Raw genomic sequence first — 17,115 nt, 5'->3', positions numbered from 1 at the left:
ACCCGACGCCGCCCTGTTGAAGGCTCAGCGGTCTTACAGCGTCCCGTACGAGTGCAGCCCCGACAGGAACATGTTGACCCCGAGGAACGCGAAGGTCGTGACCAGCAGCCCGATCAGCGCCCACCATGCGCCGACCACGCCGCGCAGGCCCTTGATCAGCCGCATGTGCAGCCAGGCCGCATAGTTCAGCCAGACGATCAGCGCCCAGGTTTCCTTCGGGTCCCAGCTCCAGTAGCCGCCCCAGGCTTCCGCCGCCCAGAACGCGCCCAGGATGGTCGCGATCGTGAAGAAGGCGAAGCCCAGCGCGATCGACTTGTACGTCAGGTCGTCCAGCACCGTCAGCGCCGGCAGCCGTGCCGTCAGCGGACCGCGCAACGCGACGCTCGCGGCCAGGAACACCGCCACGCCGGCCATCTTGCCGGCCCAGCCGTTCAGGCCCGTCGCGATCTCCGGCGAGACGTTCGCGCCGAAGCGGAAGCCCACCAGCACCAGCACCAGACCCACCGGCACGCCGATCAGACCGATCACCAGCGCGCGCGGCGTCGCCGTCTTGAGCAGCGTCGCCAGGGCCACCATCGCGGCCAACGCGAAGCTGCCGTATCCGATGAAGTTCGCCGGCACGTGGATCTTCATCCACCAGCTCTGCAGCGCCGGCACCAGCGGCTGGATCTCGTGCGCCTCACGCGCCATCGTGTACCAGAGCAGGAAACCGACCGCCGAACTCACCACCAGCATCACGTAGGCGCCCAGCGCCCGCGTCGCGAAGCGCTGCTCGTAGTACAGGTACATCAGCGTCGTCAGCCAGGTGAAGAGGACGAACACCTCGTACAGGTTGCTGACCGGGATGTGGCCGATGTCGGGCGCGATCTGGTGGCTCTCGAACCAGCGCACCATCGTGCCGATCAGCGCCATGCCCACGGCGCCCCAGGCCAGCCGCGTGCCGATCGCCTCGGCCGCGCTGACGCCGTCCTTCTTCAGGAAGCCCAGCCAGTAGAACAGCGTGCTCATCCACACCAGCACGCTCATCCACAGGATCGCGCTCTGGCTGGACAGCATGTACTTCAGGAAGAAGACCTTCTCGCCCGCCGCCAGGTCGGCGCCGAAGCTGTCGGTCTGGCGCAGGTAGAGCTGGATGGCGAAGAGGCTGGCCGCGCCCACGATCAGGCACAGCAGCCGCAGCGGCCGCCAGAACCAGCCCAGCGCGATCAGCGCCGGCGTGGCGCCGGCCAGGATGCCCTTCTCGTAGACATCCATCGACGCGTGGTAGCGGCTGAACGCGAAGCCCGCGCCGATCAGCACCAGCGCCGCGAAGATCCAGTCGAAGGTGTTGCGACCCTGGAAGTAGCCGTGCTTGCCGATGACCAGCGAGCGTGTGGGCGTCGCCTCGCCCGAGCCCGGCAGCTGCGAAGGCAGCTGGGAGGGCAGGTGGGACGAGTCCGCGGTGGTGGTGTTCATGTCAGGCCTCCTCATGCAGCAGACGCTGCTTGAGCGATTCGAATTCGACGGGCAGGTCGGGGGTATCGCGGTTGCTGGACAGCGCCATGCGGACGCGGGTCTGTTCGTTCCGGCCCGGCGCGGCTTCCAGCCACAGCCACAGCCGGCGTTCCTTGATGTAGAGCATCGCAAACACGCCGATGATGAGCAATACCGCTCCGAGGTAGACCAGCGTCTGCCCCGGCGCGCGCGTCACCTGGAACACGCTGGCCTGCACCTGCTGGAAATCGTCCAGCTGGATGACGACCGGCGCCGGATAGAACATCGCGTCCGACAGCGACATCACCGACTGCGTCATGAAGGCCTGCGTCGCCTCGCCCGGCTGGGGCGCCGGATGGCCGAGCTGTTCCTCGGCCTGCTTGTGGAGCTCGAACAGGCTGCCGTTGAGGATGCGCAGCAGCACCTCGGACACGCGGGCGCGCTCGCCTTCGGGGACCTCGCGCTCGATGAACTGCGACAGCGCCGGCAGGCCGCCCACCGCCGCGCCCTGCGCGGGCGCATCGGCCTTCAGGCCCTCGGCGCCGGCGAACAGCGTCAGCGTCCGCAGCGCGGTCGCCTCCAGCTGCGCCTGCATCGCCGGCTTGTCCGGCGGGCTCGCGCCCAGCGCGTAGCTCCGGGCCGCCTGCAGCCGCTGCGCCGGATCGGCCAGCCCGCGCCGCAGCGCCAGCCAGCCTTCCATGCTGTCCTTGCCGTCCACGGGGATGCGCAGGTAGCGGAAGCTGTCCGACAGCGTGTCGCGCACGCCCAGCAGGATCACGCGGTGGCCGTCCAGCTCCAGCGGCAGCATGTAGTTGCTGTACTCGCGCGCCTGGCCGCTGGCGTCGCGCAGCTTGTAGCTGAACGAGGGACCGACGTTGCGCAGCGTCTTCTTGCCTTCGAGGTTGGCGCCCGAGCCCAGGTGCTGCTCCAGCCGGCCGACCAGGTCGACCTTGCGCACGTCGGTGCCGTTCTTGTCCTTGCCGTCGTCGGCGAAGTTCTCGACGTTGATGACGCGCAGCCCGGTGAACTCGAGCCCGTATTTCTCGCCGTCCGCCGTCAGCGTCGTCGTGCCGTTGACCTTGCCTTCCAGCGGCGTGTCATGCGCCGCCTGCAGCGCGCGCAGCTTGAGCTTCAGCGTGGAGCCGCCGTCCTCGAAACTGCTCTGGTAGAGCGTCACGCCGCGGTAGGTCACCGGCTCGTTGACCTTGACGGTGGCCTTGGTCGTTGAACCGTCGCGGCGGTCGTGCAGGATGACGTCGCTGGCGAACAGCTTGGGCATGCCGGTCGAGTAGTACTCGACGATGAACTTCTTGAGCTCCACGTCGAAGGGCAGGTCCTGCACCACGACGCCGCTGGGCATCGAGATCAGCGCCGTCGACGAGCGGCTGCCCTCGGGCACGTACAGGTTGCCGCGGAAGCTCGGGTTGGCCGGCGTCAGGCGGTTGATGTCGGTGACCTTGGTGAGGTCGTCGCCCTGGTAGATGTGCTTGCCCTGCGCCCACATCATCACGCGCACGACCAGGTCGCCGTCGAACAGCCCGCCCAGGCAGATCAGCACGATGGCCGAATGCGCCGCCAGATAGCCGATCTTGTGCGCCGAGCCCTTGCGCGCCCCGATCATCACGCCGCCGTTGCGCACCTGGGCGCGGGCCTTCCAGCCCTCGGCGCTCAGCCACGCGTTGATCTGGCCGAGCGCGGCCTCCGGATTCATGTGCAGGTATCCCAGCGCCTTGTGCTTGAAGGCCTGGATCGATTGCTCGCGCATCGACTCCTTGTAGGTCTTCAGGTCGCGCAGGATCTTGGGCGTATGGCGCGCGATGCACAGGCTGGTCGACACGACCAGGAAACCCAGCATCAGCAGGAACCACCAGGCGCTGTAGACGGTGTAGAGGTCGAACTTGCCGAACAGCTCCGACCAGAACGGTCCGAACTGGTTGACGTAGTTGGGCATCGGCTGGCGCTGCTGCACGACGGTGCCGATCACGGAGGCGATGCACAGCACCGTCAGCAGCGCGATGGCGAAGCGCATCGACGCCACGAGCTCCATCGCGTCGTCGAGCGCGACGCGCGCGACCGCCTGGGCGGTCCGGGCTGGCTGGCGGGGAGGACTCTCGGGGGACTTCTCGGTCATGGCCGGCATTCTCGTTGCCCCGGGTGACGAATCGGGCGAGGGCCGGCAAAAGCGAAGGCCGGTGATCGGATCACCGGCCTCGTTCGTCGGAAGCTTCCCCGAAAGGTGCGCCCCGCGGGCGATCGCTCAGCGCAGGCCGGCGATGTAGTCCGAGACCGCCTTGATCTCGCGGTCGCTCATCTTGGCGGCGATGGCCAGCATCTGCGGGCTGTTGGGGCGGCCACCGGCGCGGAACGCCGTCAGCTGGGCCTCGGTGTAGTCGCTGTGCTGGCCGCCCAGGCGCGGGTACTGCGCCGGGATGCCGGCGCCGTTCGGGCTGTGACAGCCGGCGCAGGCGGGCACCTGCTTGTCCGCGATGCCGCCCCGGTAGATCTTCTCGCCCAGGGTGATCAGCTCCTTGTTCTTCGCGAAGCCGGGCTTGGAGCCCTTGCTGGCGTAGAACGCGGAGACGTTGCGGATGTCGTCATCCGTCAGCGGCGCGGCCATGCCCGACATCACCGCGTTCTTGCGCTTGCCCGACTTGAACTCGTGCAATTGCTTGGCGAGGTAGTCGGCGTGCTGGCCGGCGATGATGGGATTGGCGGGACTGCCCCGGGTACCGTCCGCCGTGTGGCAGGCGGCACAGACCTGGGAGCTGATGGCCTGGCCCTTGGTCAGATCGGGCTTGGCCGCTGCTGGGGGTTCGTTGGCGTTGGCGGCGCCGGACATCAAAACCATGCTCGACAACAGGAAAGCGGCAGTCTTCATGAATGTTGAGGGTTGGGTGAGCGCAACCGCGGGATCTTACAATGCACCTCTTTAGAGCCCGCGCAGCCCGATGACCGATTCCAACAAGAAACCCGCCCCTGCGGCCCCAGGGAAACCCGCAGGCCGTGGCGCGGGACGCGCTGGCGCATTGAAGAAGAAGCAGGGCCCCGGGAAAACGGGTATGCGCGCGGCCGCCAAGGCCCGTGCGAAGAACGCCGAAAAGGCGAAGGCGCAAGGCCTGCCCCCGCCGGTGAAGAAGACCGCCAGCACCGAGCCGATGACGCCGGGCAAGCGCGCGCTGGCCTGGACGCACACCGCGCGTTTCCTGACGACCGCGAGCCAGCTCAAGCACCTGCCGGTCGACGGCGTGCTGCCGGGTGAGGCCCGGGCGCGCGCGGAGGCGGCGCTGGCCGAGGCCGAGGCCGCCGGGTTCGACGAGTTCGACGAGGAGTTGCTTGACGCCGACGTCGGCGCGGCGCAAGCCGACTCGGAAGGCGACGCCGAAGACGCCCCGGCATCCGAAGCGGTCGGCGAGGACGTCGGCGAGGGCGAGGCGCGCGCGCAAGACCTGGCCCCGCTGGCCCCGCGCGGCCTGCCGGAGATCGCCTTCGTCGGCCGTTCCAACGCCGGCAAGTCGACGGCGGTCAACACGCTGGCGCAGCAGAAGCGCCTGGCCTTCGCGTCGAAGACGCCGGGCCGCACGCAGCACATCAACCTGTTCGCGGTGGGCCCGCGCGACGCGCCCAACGCGCTGTTCGCCGACCTGCCCGGCTATGGCTATGCCGCGGTGGCGCGCGACGCCAAGCTGCGCTGGCAGCGCGTCATGGCCGACTACCTCGGCCAGCGCGAGGAGCTGTCGGGCGTGGTGCTGATGGTCGACTCCCGCCTGGGATTGACCGACCTCGACAAGCAGCTGCTCGAATACGTGTCCGACCGCGTCACCGCCGGCGAGGTCAGCCTGCTGGTCGTACTGACCAAGGCCGACAAGCTCAACCGCAAGGAAGGCGCCGCCATCCTGGCGCAGGTCCAGAAGGACCTGGGCGTGCTGGCGACGGAGGACTCCGACATCGGCGTCACGCTGTTTTCGGCGCTGAACAAGCAGGGCCTGGAAGACGTCGCCGAGGTCATCTACGACTGGGCGCACGCCGAGCCGCGCGCGTCGGACGACGAGTCTGCCGAGGACGACTCGGATGAAGCCTCGGATGAAGCCTTGGATGACGTCGCGGAAGACGAGGCCGGCAAGGCCTGACCCCGCACATCGCCGGCCCGTGGCCGGCGATGCCGCTCAGGGCCGGCCGATGAACACGTAGAACGCCGTGCCGCCGCGCGGCGCGTAGCCGATGCCCACGTACAGCGGCCCCAGCCCCGTGTCCGAGCCCAGGAAGATGCTGCTCGCGTAGCGCATGTCCTTGACGCTGATGTCGCGGTGCGAGAGCCAGGTGTTGCCTGCCTCGAGCGTGCCGCCGATGAAGAAGCCGCGCGACAGGAAGGGCTGGTCGTTCAGCCGCCGGTAGTAGGTCGCCCGTGTGAACAGCAGCGAGTTGCCGCTCAGCTGGTTCGGGTTGTAGCCCGAGAGCTGGTGGAAGCCGCCCAGCGTGTAGCCGCCCAGGCCCGTGTCGTCCGGCTGCTGCGACGCCACGGCGCGTGCGTACAGGCTGACCGTGTGTCCGCCGAAGCTGCGCACCACGTTCCCGTCCGTGTTCAGCCGCAGGAAGCGGCCGCTGTTGAGGTTGCGGTTGTCCTGCCGGCCGCCCTGTGCCTCGACGGTGAAGCGGTAGCCGTGCTGCGGGAAGTTCGCGTAATCGAGCTGGTCGACGACGGTCCGGAGCCGGAAGCCGCGCTCGTAGCTGGTCCAGCGCAGCTTGCCCATGTCCGGCGTGAGCAGCGTGATCAGGTCCGGCTTCGCATGGCGGATCTGGCTGATGACGCCCAGGCGCACCTCGCCCCAGCGCCCCCACGGCTGGCCCAGGTCCAGGCCCACCGAAGCGTCGCGCCGCACCAGCCGCGCCTGGCCCACGGAGGCGTTGTCCGGGTCGTTGTCGTCATAGACGATCTGCTTGCGCTGGTTGGCCTCGCCCCAGGCGCTGACGAACCAGTCGTCGGCCACGCCCAGCTTCAGGCCCAGCGGGTGGTACAGCTCGGTGTAGAGCCGCGGCGTCTCGCCGATCGTGATCTGGTTGCGCCACTCGGTGCCCTTGTCGGTCAGCCAGTGGCGGTTGTGGCTCAGCCTCAGGTTGAAGAAGCTGTCGCCGCTGGAGTCGGTCGACAGATCCATCCCGACGCGGAAGTAGTTCGGTCCCCAGGGCTTGTCTTCCATGTTGAAGACCAGCGTCTCGCCCTCGGCGCGCTGTTCGACGTGATAGTCGACGCGGTTGTAGTCGCCGCTGGAGGACAGGAAGCGCATGTCGCGTTCCGCCGTCTCGTTGTTGAAGGGCTGGCCCGGCTTCGATTCGAGCTGGGTGCGGAAGCGCTCCGGGTTGGTGTTGTCGGAGCCTTCCAGCTTCACCGCGGCGAGGAACACGCCCGGCGCCTTGGTGCCGATGCGCGCGATCTGCCAGTCCGTGTAGGTGCGCTCGTCGACGGCATAGGCGCGCAACTGCGGCAGCATCGCCTCGGCGGCTTCCTCGCCGGCGCGGATCAGGTCGCGGACCTTGTCGAAATCGCCCGAGGTCAGCTTGCCCAGCTTGGGCGTGATCAGCAGGTCCTCGCCGGCGGACATGCTGGCGATGGAGCGCTGCACGTTCTGCTCGGTGAGGATGTTGATCATCTGCGCGGTCAGCCCGAGCAGCGAGTTCAACGTGTCTCGGCCGCCCACCGGCGTGCCGACGTTCACCGCGATCAGGCGCGTCGCGCCCATCTCGCGGGCGACGTCGACCGGCAGGTTGTTGACCAGGCCGCCGTCGCCGAGGATGCGGTCCTCCCACTCGACCGGCGCGAACACGCCGGGCACGCTCATGCTGGAGCGCAGCGCCAGCGCGAGATCGCCCTCGGCCAGGATGCGCTCGTGGCCGTTCTCCATGTCGGTGGAGACGGCGCGGAAGGGCGTCGGCAGGCGGTCGAACTGGTGGACGTCCCGCACCGGCAGCGTCAAGCGGCGCAGCAGCGCCTCGAGCCCGCGGCTGGAGAGCGTGCCGGTGGGCACGCGGACTTCGCCGTCGCGCAGGCCGAACTCGATCGTGGCGGAGAACTCGAAGTCCTCCTCCTTGCGGCGCTGCGAGAGATCCTGGCGGTCGACGCGGCTCGCGAACAGGCGGTCCCACGCGATCCGCGACAGCTCGCGATCGAGGTCGTCGGCCGACATGCCGCTGGCGTAGAGGCCGCCGATGATCGCGCCCATCGAGGTGCCGGTGACGATGTCGACGGGGATGCGCTCGCGCTCGAGCACCTTCAGGATCCCGACGTGCGCCAGGCCGCGCGCGCCGCCGCCCGACAGCACCAGGCCGAGCTTGGGCCGCTGGGCGCGCTCGGCCGCCGGCGTCGCCACCGGTCCCGGCGGAGGATTGGGCGGGACCGTCTGCGCCAGGAGTGCGACCGGCGCGACCAGGGCGGTCAGCGCCGTCAGGGCCGTCAGGGCGGCCGCCAGCGTCAGGCGGCGGACGTGGCCGGAACGGTGAGGGCGGGGAAGGGCGCGGGAATCTCTGGACACGGCGGACATCGGGCTGCGGGACATCCCCGCGGCAACGGCGCGAGGCGGGCGCATTGTGACCCGAACCGGGCCCGCGAGCAGGCCCCCGGCGGTCTCCGGACCGTGATCGTCAGTGATCGTCGCCGTTGGGCGGCGCGCGGTCCAGGTCCAGCATCAGCGTGCCGATCGCGCGCTGCAGCAGCGGCTCGTCTTCCAGCTGCGTGATCAGGCCGGCGGCGACCAGTTGCTCCAGCGCGCCGCGGGTGACCGAGTGGCGCTCCTCCGCCACCTGGCCGATGAACAGGAACATCTGCCGGCTGTCGCTGATCCACGCGATCTGCGCGGTGACCCACTCGCTCTGGTGGAAGAGGTGGTACCAGCCGCCGATGTGCACGCCGGCGATCCAGTCCTGCAGCGCCGCGTGCGCATGGGGCGAGTGCTCCTCGCTGTAGAGCGCCACCGGCACCGTCGGCAACTGGCCGCGGTCGACGCGCTCGTAGGCCCAGCGCGAGGGAAGCTGCGATTCGCGTTCGTCGAGCAGCTGCTGCAGGAGTTCCTCGGGCGTCTGCGCCCGGCGTCGCAGCGAGGGCACGGCCGGCGCGGCCTCTTCCACCGCCGGCAGTCCGCGCAGCACGCGGGCATGCTGGCGCATGAGTTCGTCGAGGAAGGTCTGCCGCTGCATGGGCGGCAGCGCGATGGCATCCATGCCGCGGTCCAGCGCACGGACGAGGTCCGGCAACTGGCCGCGCAGGCGCACGCGGGCGGCCTCGTCCGGTTGCGGCGCCACGCTGTGCAGCAGTGCGTCCACGAGTTCGATGTAGGTCTGCGGTTCAGACGCATCCCGGCCGTGCTGGACCATCGCCTGCGCGATGACCTCGACCCACGGGCCGAGCAGGAAGCGCCGCATCAGCTTGCCCGCCTGGGCGTCGTCGAGCTGGTGCTGCAGCTGGTCGCGCAGCATGCGCTGCCATTCCTGGCGGCGCTGCTCGCGGTCCAGGCGCTCGAGCGCCACGGCGCTGCGCTGGCCTCGTGCCTCCGCCTGGGCGCGGATGTGGGCGTCGACCTCGGTCAAGGCCTGCTGGAACTGCAGTGCCGACGGATGCGCGCTGTCCAGCAGCGGCTGGATCACGCGATCGAGGAACTGCAGGAAGGCCTTCAGTTCCGCGTCGTCGCTGCGCCGGAAGCCCGCGCCGTGCGCGGCCAAGCGGTTCAGCAGTTGCCAGGTCGGATGGTCCTGTCGGCGCAGCAGCGTGGGATCGGTCTTGGACAGCCGCACGATCGCGACCTGCAGGCGGCCCATCAGCACCTTGAGCGGCGGCTGCAGGCTGTCGTCGGCCAGGATCTGGTCGTACAGGCGCGACAGCAGATCCGTGCCCGGCGCGCCGACGCCCGGCCCCAGCTTGTGCGGCGGCGGAGCCAGGGCGCCCGTGGCCGATGCCGGCGAGGGGGACGCCGCGGCGCGGGTCGATCCGAGTTCGGCGGCCCGCGTGTTCATCAGGTCGAGCTTCATCGCGACCTGGTCCAGCGTGGCGTTCTGCGTCGGGGTGTCGGTCAGGGTCTTGAACTGGCGCAGGCGCAGTTCCGATTCCTTGATGGCCGAGCCGTGACTGGTCAGCATGCCGCTCAGATGCGCCTGTCTCAGCCCCTGGCAGAGCAGGGTGTAGATCGGCTGCAGCCGGGTGGCCAGCGGCTGCGCGGCCAGGCGCATCAGCGCGTAGCGGCCGTCGGCGTCGAGGTCCACGCCTTCGATGGTGCGCGCCAGCGCCTGCGCGAACAGGGCGGCCCGCAACGGGTTGTCGTTCTTCAGCGGTCGCGCGATGCCGCGCAGCGCGGCGAAGAAATTGCTCAGCTGGTGCAGCTCGGCCCGGGACTGGTCCTCGATCGCGGTGATCACATGCGCGATCGCGACGTCCTTCAGGGCCTGGCTCTCGTCGACGAGGCTGAAGGACAGGTCACCGCCGCGCTGGGGCGGACGCTCCCGCTGCAGCGGATCACCGCCGTCGCGGGCGATCTTCAGCAGGAGGCTGAGCGAGCCTTCGAAGTCGGAGGCGAAGCTCGCGCGCCGCCTGGACCAGCCGGCCAGCAGCTGGTGGTGTTCGAGTCGGCTCTTGAGCTCGTCCTGCAGGCCGTTGTAGACCGCATGCGCCAGCGAAGGCACATGCGTGAGCATGTCGTCGAGCAGGGACTGCAGGGAAGGCGAAGACGCTTGGACCATCATTTGTGACAAGTTGTCAGCCGCATTATGGTCGCCCCTCATTCAGGTGACATCCCCTGGGGCACGGGGACGTGCGACCTGGGGAAAGCCCGGTGGATGCCCGACCTCGCGGCCGGCGGGGACGACTGATTCTGGGTGAATGCCGCACCGGGCAGCGGCAAGGGATGAGCCTACTTCGTATCCAGACGCAACAGGCTGGCGCCGTGCGAACGAAAAAAGGGGTCGCCGAAGCGACCCCTTTCGAGAGCGTGGGTCCCGAGCGTGACGCGCGGTGCAAGCACCGCGCGACCTGCTCAGGCGGACATCACATGTCCATGCCCATGCCGCCCATGCCGCCGGGCATGGCCGGGCCGGCGGACTCGTCCTTCGGCGCTTCGGCGACCATGCACTCGGTCGTCAGCATCAGCGAGGCCACGGACGCGGCGTTCTGCAGCGCGGTGCGGGTCACCTTGGTCGGGTCCAGGATGCCCATCTCGATCATGTCGCCGTAGGTGCCGTTGGCCGCGTTGTAGCCGTGGTTGCCGGAGCCGGCCAGCACGGTGTTGACGACGACCGACGACTCTTCGCCGGCGTTGTAGACGATCTCGCGCAGCGGGGCTTCGATGGCCTTCAGGATCAGCTTGATGCCGGCGTCCTGGTCGGCGTTGTCGCCCTTGATGGCGCCAGCAGCCTGACGGGCGCGCAGCAGCGCGACGCCGCCGCCAGCCACGATGCCTTCTTCAACGGCGGCACGGGTGGCGTGCAGCGCGTCTTCGACGCGGGCCTTCTTTTCCTTCATCTCGACTTCGGTGGCAGCACCGACCTTGATGACGGCAACACCGCCGGCCAGCTTGGCCACGCGCTCTTGCAGCTTCTCGCGGTCGTAGTCGCTGGTGGCTTCCTCGATCTGGACGCGGATCTGCTTGACGCGCGCCTGGATGTCGTCGTTGGAACCGTTGCCGTCGATGACGGTGGTGTTTTCCTTGCCCACTTCGACGCGCTTGGCCTGACCCAGGTCAGCCAGCGTGACCTTCTCGAGCGACATGCCGACTTCCTCGGCGATCACCTTGCCGCCGGTCAGGATGGCCAGGTCTTCCAGCATCGCCTTGCGGCGGTCGCCGAAGCCCGGCGCCTTGACGGCGACGACCTTCAGGATGCCGCGGATCGTGTTGACGACCAGGGTCGCCAGCGCTTCGCCGTCGACTTCTTCGGCAATGATCAGCAGGGGACGGCCCGACTTCGCCACGGCTTCCAGGGTCGGCAGCAGATCGCGGATGTTCGAGATCTTCTTGTCGTAGAGCAGGACAAACGGGTTGTCCAGGATCGCCGACTGCTTTTCCGGGTTGTTGATGAAGTACGGCGACAGGTAGCCGCGGTCGAACTGCATGCCTTCGACGATGTCGAGCTCGTTGTCCAGGCTCTTGCCGTCTTCGACGGTGATCACGCCTTCCTTGCCGACCTTGTCCATCGCCTTGGCGATGATCTCGCCGACGTCCGCGTCGGAGTTGGCGGAGATGGTGCCGACCTGGGCGATTTCCTTGGAGGTCGTGGTGGCCTTGGAGGCCGCCTTCAGCTGGGCGACCAGGGCGGTGACCGCCTTGTCGATGCCGCGCTTCAGGTCCATCGGGTTCATGCCGGCGGCCACGTACTTCATGCCTTCGCGGACGATGGCCTGGGCCAGGACCGTGGCGGTGGTGGTGCCGTCACCGGCGTTGTCCGAGGTCTTGGAAGCGACTTCCTTGACCATCTGGGCGCCCATGTTCTGCAGCTTGTCCTTGAGCTCGATCTCCTTGGCGACCGAGACACCGTCCTTGGTGACGGTGGGGGCGCCGAACGAGCGCTCCAGCACCACGTTACGGCCCTTGGGGCCCAGCGTGACCTTGACCGCGTTGGCCAGGATGTTCACGCCTTCGACCATGCGGGCACGGGCCTCGCCGCCGAAGACAACGTCTTTTGCTGCCATGTGTATCTCTCCGAAATCTCTATCTGGATGAAAGTCTGTCGCGGTCGCCGATTACTTGGCGATGACGGCGAACAGATCCTCTTCGCGCATGACGAGCAGCTCGTCGCCGTCGACCTTGACGGTCTGGCCGCTGTACTTGCCGAACAGGACGCGGTCGCCGACGGCGACGTTCAGGGCGACGAATTCACCCTTGTCGTTGCGCTTGCCCGGGCCGACGGCCAGCACTTCGCCCTGGTCGGGCTTCTCGGCGGCGTTGTCGGGGATGACGATGCCGGAGGCCGTCTTGGTTTCGTTTTCCAGGCGCTTAACGATCACGCGATCGTGCAGAGGACGCAGTTTCATCAGATCTCCTTGACTAATGCAGACTTGCTTCAAGGACCCGCCGTGCGCTCATCGCACCGGCCAGCCCTTCACAAGAAGTAAGCCCCTCGGCAGGGCCGCGGGGCTCGTTAGCACTCGACCATCGCGAGTGCTAGCAGGGAGATTATATGGACGGGTCCTGGCGTTTCAAGGGCGCGGTCGAACACCCCAGCCGAATACATGGTCCAGCGACCACCGGCCGGGCCCCCGGCCCAGCAGGTAAAGCATGGGCGCCGCCCAGCTCAGGTGGGTCGGCCAGCCCGACGGATAGACGAAGGTCTGGATCACCGCGGTCATGCCCAGTACGCCGAGCGCCGCGATCCGGGTGAACAACCCGAGCACGAGGAGGATCGGCAGGAGGTGCTCGGCGCCCGTGGCCAGGTACGCCGCCCATTCCGGCGGGATCAGCGGGAGCGCGTAGTCCTGCCGGAACAGCAGGAAGGTGGTGTCGGTCAGCGTGAACCAGCCCTCGACCTTGGTGCGGCCGGACAGCCAGAAGACGCCCGCGATGCTGAACCGGCAGGCCAGGGCGATCAGGTCGTGCGAGATGAGGCGCTCCAGGCGCTCACGGATCGCGGCCAGCGACCCGGAGGCGTCGCGTCCGGTGCGGGAGGTGGAAGTGATCGTGTTCATGACGGGATCTCCGTGACGCCGGCGAAGGCGCCTTGATTGAGCAGACGGCCCAGCGCGGCGCCGGGGTCGAAGGAGGGGAAACGGGCCTGGACGGCGTCCAGCGCGGCGCTGAGCAGCGCGCCGTCGGCGCAGGCGTCGAGCAGCGCGCACTCGGCGGCGTCGATCTCGAGCGCGACGACCGCGCCCGCGGGGCGCGTCAGCAGCGCGCCCTGGCCTTGCCAGTGCGGCGGATTCGGATCGGCGGCGTGCTCGCGCGCGGCGCGCCACAGGCTGAACGCCGGCCAACGGGCGGACCAGCGCCAGCGCGCCGCGGGATGGGGAACCAGGGTGGAGGCGGCCAGCCGTCCGGGATCGAGGCGGGCGATCGTCGCCACGTCGAGCACCGCTGCGTCTGCCGCGACGTGGCTCTCGCTCCAGAGCCGGTCCAGGCGTGCGACTTCGCCGAGCCACGGCAGATCACCGCCGGCGAGCGCGGCATCGAGGAATGCGGGGAAACGCTCGCCGTAATGTTGAAGGTCGCCGCCCGACGGCGGATCGGCCCGCACGGCGTCGAGCGCGACGGCCTGCATCCACGCATCGCCGGTCAATCGATGCACCGACGGATACAGCGAGAGCAGCGCATCCGCGCAGCCCTTCAGCACGGTGTTGCGGTACACGGCGAAGCCGGGCTGCGCCGACGTGGCCAGGCGAGCGTCGGCGCTGTCGGGTTCGGCCCACAGCGCGCGCCAGAAGTCTTCCTGGAATCTCGCGAGCGACTCGGCGTACGACTCGACGTGTGATCCGGTGGGCGCGTCGACGCGTGTCATGCGAGCGCCTCCAGTGGCGCTCGCGCCATCGTGTCGAGCACCGACTGCGCACGCGCTCGCTCGTTGATCAACTCAGCGAAGGGCGGCAGGTTGCCGTCGCGCTCGACCAGCGTCGGTCTGGGACCGATGCGCGCGGTCAATCGTTCCAGCAGCGCCCAGACCGGCGCCGCAACGGCCGCATCGTGGCTGTCGATCAGCAGCCCCGTGGTGGCATCGGCGTCGGCACGATGACCGGCGACGTGGATCTCCATCACCGCGTCGCCGTCGATCGCGTCTATCCATGCCTCGGCGTCCACGCCGAGGTTGCTCGCGGACACGAACACGTTGTTCACGTCGACGAGCAGCCCGCAGCCGGAGCGGCGGACCAGCTCATGCAGGAAGTCGACCTCGCCCCACTCGTGGGCGAGGGTCAGGTAATGCGTGGGGTTCTCGATGGCGACGCGGCGCCGCAGCGCGTCCTGCATGCGGGAGAGGTTCGCGGCGACGTGATGCAGTGCCTCCGTCGTGCGCGGTATCGGCAGCAGGTCCGGCGCGTACGCGCCGACTAAGCGGCTCCACGCCAGATGCTCCGACACCAATGCCGGCTGCAGCCGGTCTGCCAACGCGGCGAAGCGTCGCAGATGATCCGGATCCGGCGGCGCCGCGCCGCCCAGCGACATCGACACCCCGTGCAGCGACAGCGGATGTGTCGCACGGAGGGCCTCCAGCAGCGCCAGGCGCGGTCCGCCCGCGACGAGGTAGTTCTCGGGATGGACCTCGAACCAGAGTCCGGGATCGCGCACGGTCAGCGCGTCTTCCGCGAACTCGGGCTTGAAGCCCAGGCCGGCACCCAGCGTGTGCGACATGATGGTGGAACGGCGGGTGTCAGGGTCAGGACTTGACCGGGGCCAGCGAACCCATGCCCTTGGGCGTCTTGATCGTCGTGCAGGTGCCCGCCGGGACGTACTTCCAGGCGTTGGCCTGGTAGTCCATCTTGGAGGTGCCGGCGCAGGTGGTGCCGGGTCCGGCGGCGCAGTCGTTCTTGCCGGCCATCGAGACGCCGTAGCAGCGCTCCTTCTCGGCGGCGGCCGGCTTGGCGTCCTGCGCCATCGCGGAGGCGGACAGGGCGGTCAGGGTGACGAGGGCGAGGCTCAGGGTGGTCGACTTCATGGGGCACTCCTTGTGCGTGTGTGCGGGTTGAAAGTTGTTTGCGTGATGAACGCGATGGTTTGTCCGCCGCATCCGGTAGCTAGTTCGTGCCAATCTCGCCGGGGGTTACAGCGCCGCTCAAAAAATTTCGGATTCTTTTTTCGAGCCCCCTGTAACCTTCCGGCCCCATGACGCGAATAGATCCCGTGATCGCGACAGAGCATGAGTTGCACGACCTTTTCGTGGCCGGGCTGGACGGGGACGCGGGGGCTTACCACCGCTTCCTCCAGCGCCTGGGGGCGCTGCTGCGCGGGTACTTCCGGCGGCGGCTGCAGCAACTGCCGGACGAGGTCGAGGACCTGGTGCAGGAGACGCTGATGGCCGTGCATGCGCAACGCCAGACCTATCGCCGCGGCGAGCCGCTGACGGCCTGGGTGCACGCGGTCGCGCGCTACAAGCTGGTGGACCTCTGGCGCCGGCGCGAGCGGCATGACGCACTGAACGACCCGCTCGACGACGACCTGGCGGTCTTCGCGACCGCCGACCACGAGGCCGGCGACTCGCGCCGCGACCTGAGCCGGCTGCTGGATCAACTGCCGACCAACCAGCGCCTGCCGATCCTGCACACGAAGGTCGAGGGGCTGTCGGTCCAGGAGACCGCGCAGCTCACCGGCCTGAGCGAGTCGGCGGTGAAGGTCGGCGTGCACCGGGGATTGAAGACGCTGGCTCGGCTGTGGAAGGACATGACATGAAGACCGACGACCTGATCGGACTGCTGGCGCAGGACGCCGGCCCGGTGCCGACGCGCACGGGCGAGCGGCGCTTCGCCCTCGCGCTGCTGGTGGGGGTGGCGCTCGCGCTGGCGTGGGTGCAGGGGGCTTTCGGCATCCGCTCGGACCTGGCGGAGGTGATGGCGATGCCCGCGTTCTGGCAGAAGGTGGCGATGCCGCTGGCGGTGGCCGCGACCGGCCTGGTCGTGGTGTTCCGGCTGGGTCACCCCGGCGCGCGAATGAACGGCTGGTGGCTGGGGGTGTGGCTGCCGGTGTCGCTGCTGTGGATCTGGGCGGCGGTGGTGCTCTGGATGGCCGAGCCCGGCGCGCGTATCCCGCTGGTGATGGGCACGACGTGGCGGGTCTGCGTCTTCAACGTGACGGCGACGGCGCTGCCGATCGGCGTCGGGCTGCTGTGGGCGCTGCGCGGCCTGGCTCCGACACGGCCGGTACTGACCGGCGCGGCGGCCGGCTGGCTGGCGGGGGCGGTGGGGGCGTGCGTCTACTCGCTGCACTGCCCCGAGATGGCCGCGCCCTTCGTGGCGATCTGGTACGTGCTCGGGATGGGCATGTCGGCGGCGCTCGGCGCCCTCGCGGGTCGGCATTGGCTGAGATGGTGAGCGGGCGCCGGTAAACTCAACCCACTTCGCAACTGAGAGACCCGGAAAGGCGTCCCGGTGATCGAGCTCAGTGCATTCGACTCGATATTGATGAGGAAGATGGGAGACCTTGCGGCGTTTCGCCGGACGAGGCGACCGACCAAGGGTCGGAAGCTGGTCTCTCAGCCGTCCTCCTCGGTTGCGAAGATTTTTCCCCTCACGCGATATACGACAACGGCAACGCCGTCGTGAACTTCAGTTCCTCCATCGCGAAGCTCGAGCTCACGTCCGACAGCTGCGTCCCCGCGATCAGCCGGCGGTAGACCTGGTCGTAGGCGGCGATGTCCGGCACCACCACGCGCAGCAGGTAGTCCACGTCGCCGCTCATCCGGTAGAACTCCACCACCTCCGGGATCGCCTCGATCGCCGCGCGGAACTGGTCGAACCAGGCCTGCGAGTGCACGTTCGTCCGCACCGAGACGAACACCGTCACCCCGACGTTCACCTTCTTCGGATCCACGAGCATCACGTTGCGCGTGATCACGCCCGATTCCTTCAGGCGTTGCACCCGGCGCCAGCAGGGCGTCGTCGACAGCCCGACCTCCGCCGCCAGTTCACTCACCTGCACGGATGCGTCACGCTGCAGGACATCCAGAATCTTGCGGTCGATGGAATCCAGTTTCGTC

15 protein-coding genes are annotated in these 17,115 nt (G+C 68.7%); 3 read left to right on the top strand and 12 right to left on the bottom strand.

Annotation, left to right across the window (positions count from 1 at the left end):
• Positions 1-33: 33 nt before the first annotated feature.
• From ccsB to ABE85_RS18030, 3 genes are all read right to left on the bottom strand, one after another.
• Entirely contained in the window at positions 34-1,455 is a 1,422-nt protein-coding gene (gene ccsB / locus ABE85_RS18040) for a c-type cytochrome biogenesis protein CcsB (RefSeq protein WP_082938722.1), read from the bottom strand.
• A gap of 1 nt (position 1,456) precedes the next feature.
• The gene (locus tag ABE85_RS18035) at positions 1,457-3,604 is read right to left on the bottom strand and encodes a cytochrome c biogenesis protein ResB (RefSeq protein ID WP_231993119.1); all 2,148 of its coding nucleotides are present in this window, start codon (positions 3,602-3,604) and stop codon (positions 1,457-1,459) included.
• A 126-nt stretch (positions 3,605-3,730) separates the two neighbouring features.
• On the bottom strand, positions 3,731-4,351 hold the full coding sequence (locus ABE85_RS18030; protein ID WP_067277674.1) for a cytochrome c: 621 nt from the start codon (positions 4,349-4,351) through the stop codon (positions 3,731-3,733).
• A 568-nt stretch (positions 4,352-4,919) separates the two neighbouring features.
• Here ABE85_RS18030 and yihA point away from each other — a divergent pair.
• Entirely contained in the window at positions 4,920-5,600 is a 681-nt protein-coding gene (gene yihA, locus ABE85_RS18025) for a ribosome biogenesis GTP-binding protein YihA/YsxC (RefSeq protein ID WP_409072589.1), read from the top strand.
• 36 nt (positions 5,601-5,636) lie between these two features.
• On the opposite strand, the gene ABE85_RS18020 is transcribed toward yihA, so the two are convergent.
• From ABE85_RS18020 to ABE85_RS17985, 8 genes are all read right to left on the bottom strand, one after another.
• Positions 5,637-7,997 (bottom strand): patatin-like phospholipase family protein, encoded by a 2,361-nt coding sequence (locus tag ABE85_RS18020; RefSeq protein ID WP_197507051.1) that lies wholly within the window; start codon positions 7,995-7,997, stop codon positions 5,637-5,639.
• Between the two features lie 109 nt (positions 7,998-8,106).
• Positions 8,107-10,233 carry a DUF1631 family protein gene (locus ABE85_RS18015; protein ID WP_082938720.1) on the bottom strand — a complete coding sequence of 709 codons (2,127 nt, stop codon included), beginning with the start codon at positions 10,231-10,233 and terminating at the stop codon, positions 8,107-8,109.
• Between the two features lie 262 nt (positions 10,234-10,495).
• Positions 10,496-12,133 carry a chaperonin GroEL gene (groL, locus tag ABE85_RS18010; protein ID WP_067277666.1) on the bottom strand — a complete coding sequence of 546 codons (1,638 nt, stop codon included), beginning with the start codon at positions 12,131-12,133 and terminating at the stop codon, positions 10,496-10,498.
• Positions 12,134-12,184: 51 nt separating this feature from the next.
• Positions 12,185-12,475: a co-chaperone GroES gene (groES, locus tag ABE85_RS18005; protein ID WP_067277665.1), complete on the bottom strand. Its 291-nt coding sequence runs from the start codon at positions 12,473-12,475 to the stop codon at positions 12,185-12,187.
• 165 nt (positions 12,476-12,640) lie between these two features.
• The gene (locus ABE85_RS18000) at positions 12,641-13,126 is read right to left on the bottom strand and encodes a DoxX family protein (protein ID WP_067277664.1); all 486 of its coding nucleotides are present in this window, start codon (positions 13,124-13,126) and stop codon (positions 12,641-12,643) included.
• A complete protein-coding gene (locus ABE85_RS17995) occupies positions 13,123-13,932 on the bottom strand; it encodes a DNA-binding domain-containing protein (protein ID WP_067277663.1) in 810 nt (269 codons plus the stop codon). Before ABE85_RS17995 ends, ABE85_RS18000 begins: the two co-directional genes overlap by 4 nt.
• Positions 13,929-14,777 carry a DUF692 domain-containing protein gene (locus tag ABE85_RS17990; RefSeq protein WP_067277662.1) on the bottom strand — a complete coding sequence of 283 codons (849 nt, stop codon included), beginning with the start codon at positions 14,775-14,777 and terminating at the stop codon, positions 13,929-13,931. The genes ABE85_RS17995 and ABE85_RS17990 overlap by 4 nt, the downstream gene beginning before the upstream one ends.
• A gap of 25 nt (positions 14,778-14,802) precedes the next feature.
• Entirely contained in the window at positions 14,803-15,081 is a 279-nt protein-coding gene (locus ABE85_RS17985; RefSeq protein WP_067277658.1) for a DUF2282 domain-containing protein, read from the bottom strand.
• Between the two features lie 185 nt (positions 15,082-15,266).
• Between ABE85_RS17985 and ABE85_RS17980 the strand changes: the two genes are divergently transcribed.
• Entirely contained in the window at positions 15,267-15,812 is a 546-nt protein-coding gene (locus ABE85_RS17980) for a sigma-70 family RNA polymerase sigma factor (RefSeq protein WP_409072549.1), read from the top strand.
• Positions 15,809-16,450 carry an NrsF family protein gene (locus ABE85_RS17975; protein WP_067277654.1) on the top strand — a complete coding sequence of 214 codons (642 nt, stop codon included), beginning with the start codon at positions 15,809-15,811 and terminating at the stop codon, positions 16,448-16,450. Before ABE85_RS17980 ends, ABE85_RS17975 begins: the two co-directional genes overlap by 4 nt.
• Before the next feature lie 196 nt (positions 16,451-16,646).
• On the opposite strand, the gene ABE85_RS17970 is transcribed toward ABE85_RS17975, so the two are convergent.
• Positions 16,647-17,108: an Lrp/AsnC family transcriptional regulator gene (locus ABE85_RS17970; protein WP_067283033.1), complete on the bottom strand. Its 462-nt coding sequence runs from the start codon at positions 17,106-17,108 to the stop codon at positions 16,647-16,649.
• Positions 17,109-17,115: the final 7 nt, after the last annotated feature.

This window comes from Mitsuaria sp. 7, from assembly GCF_001653795.1.
Lineage (GTDB): Bacteria > Pseudomonadota > Gammaproteobacteria > Burkholderiales > Burkholderiaceae_C > Roseateles.
Note: the sequence above shows the minus strand (reverse complement) of the source record. Positions and strands in the feature narration are given on the sequence as shown.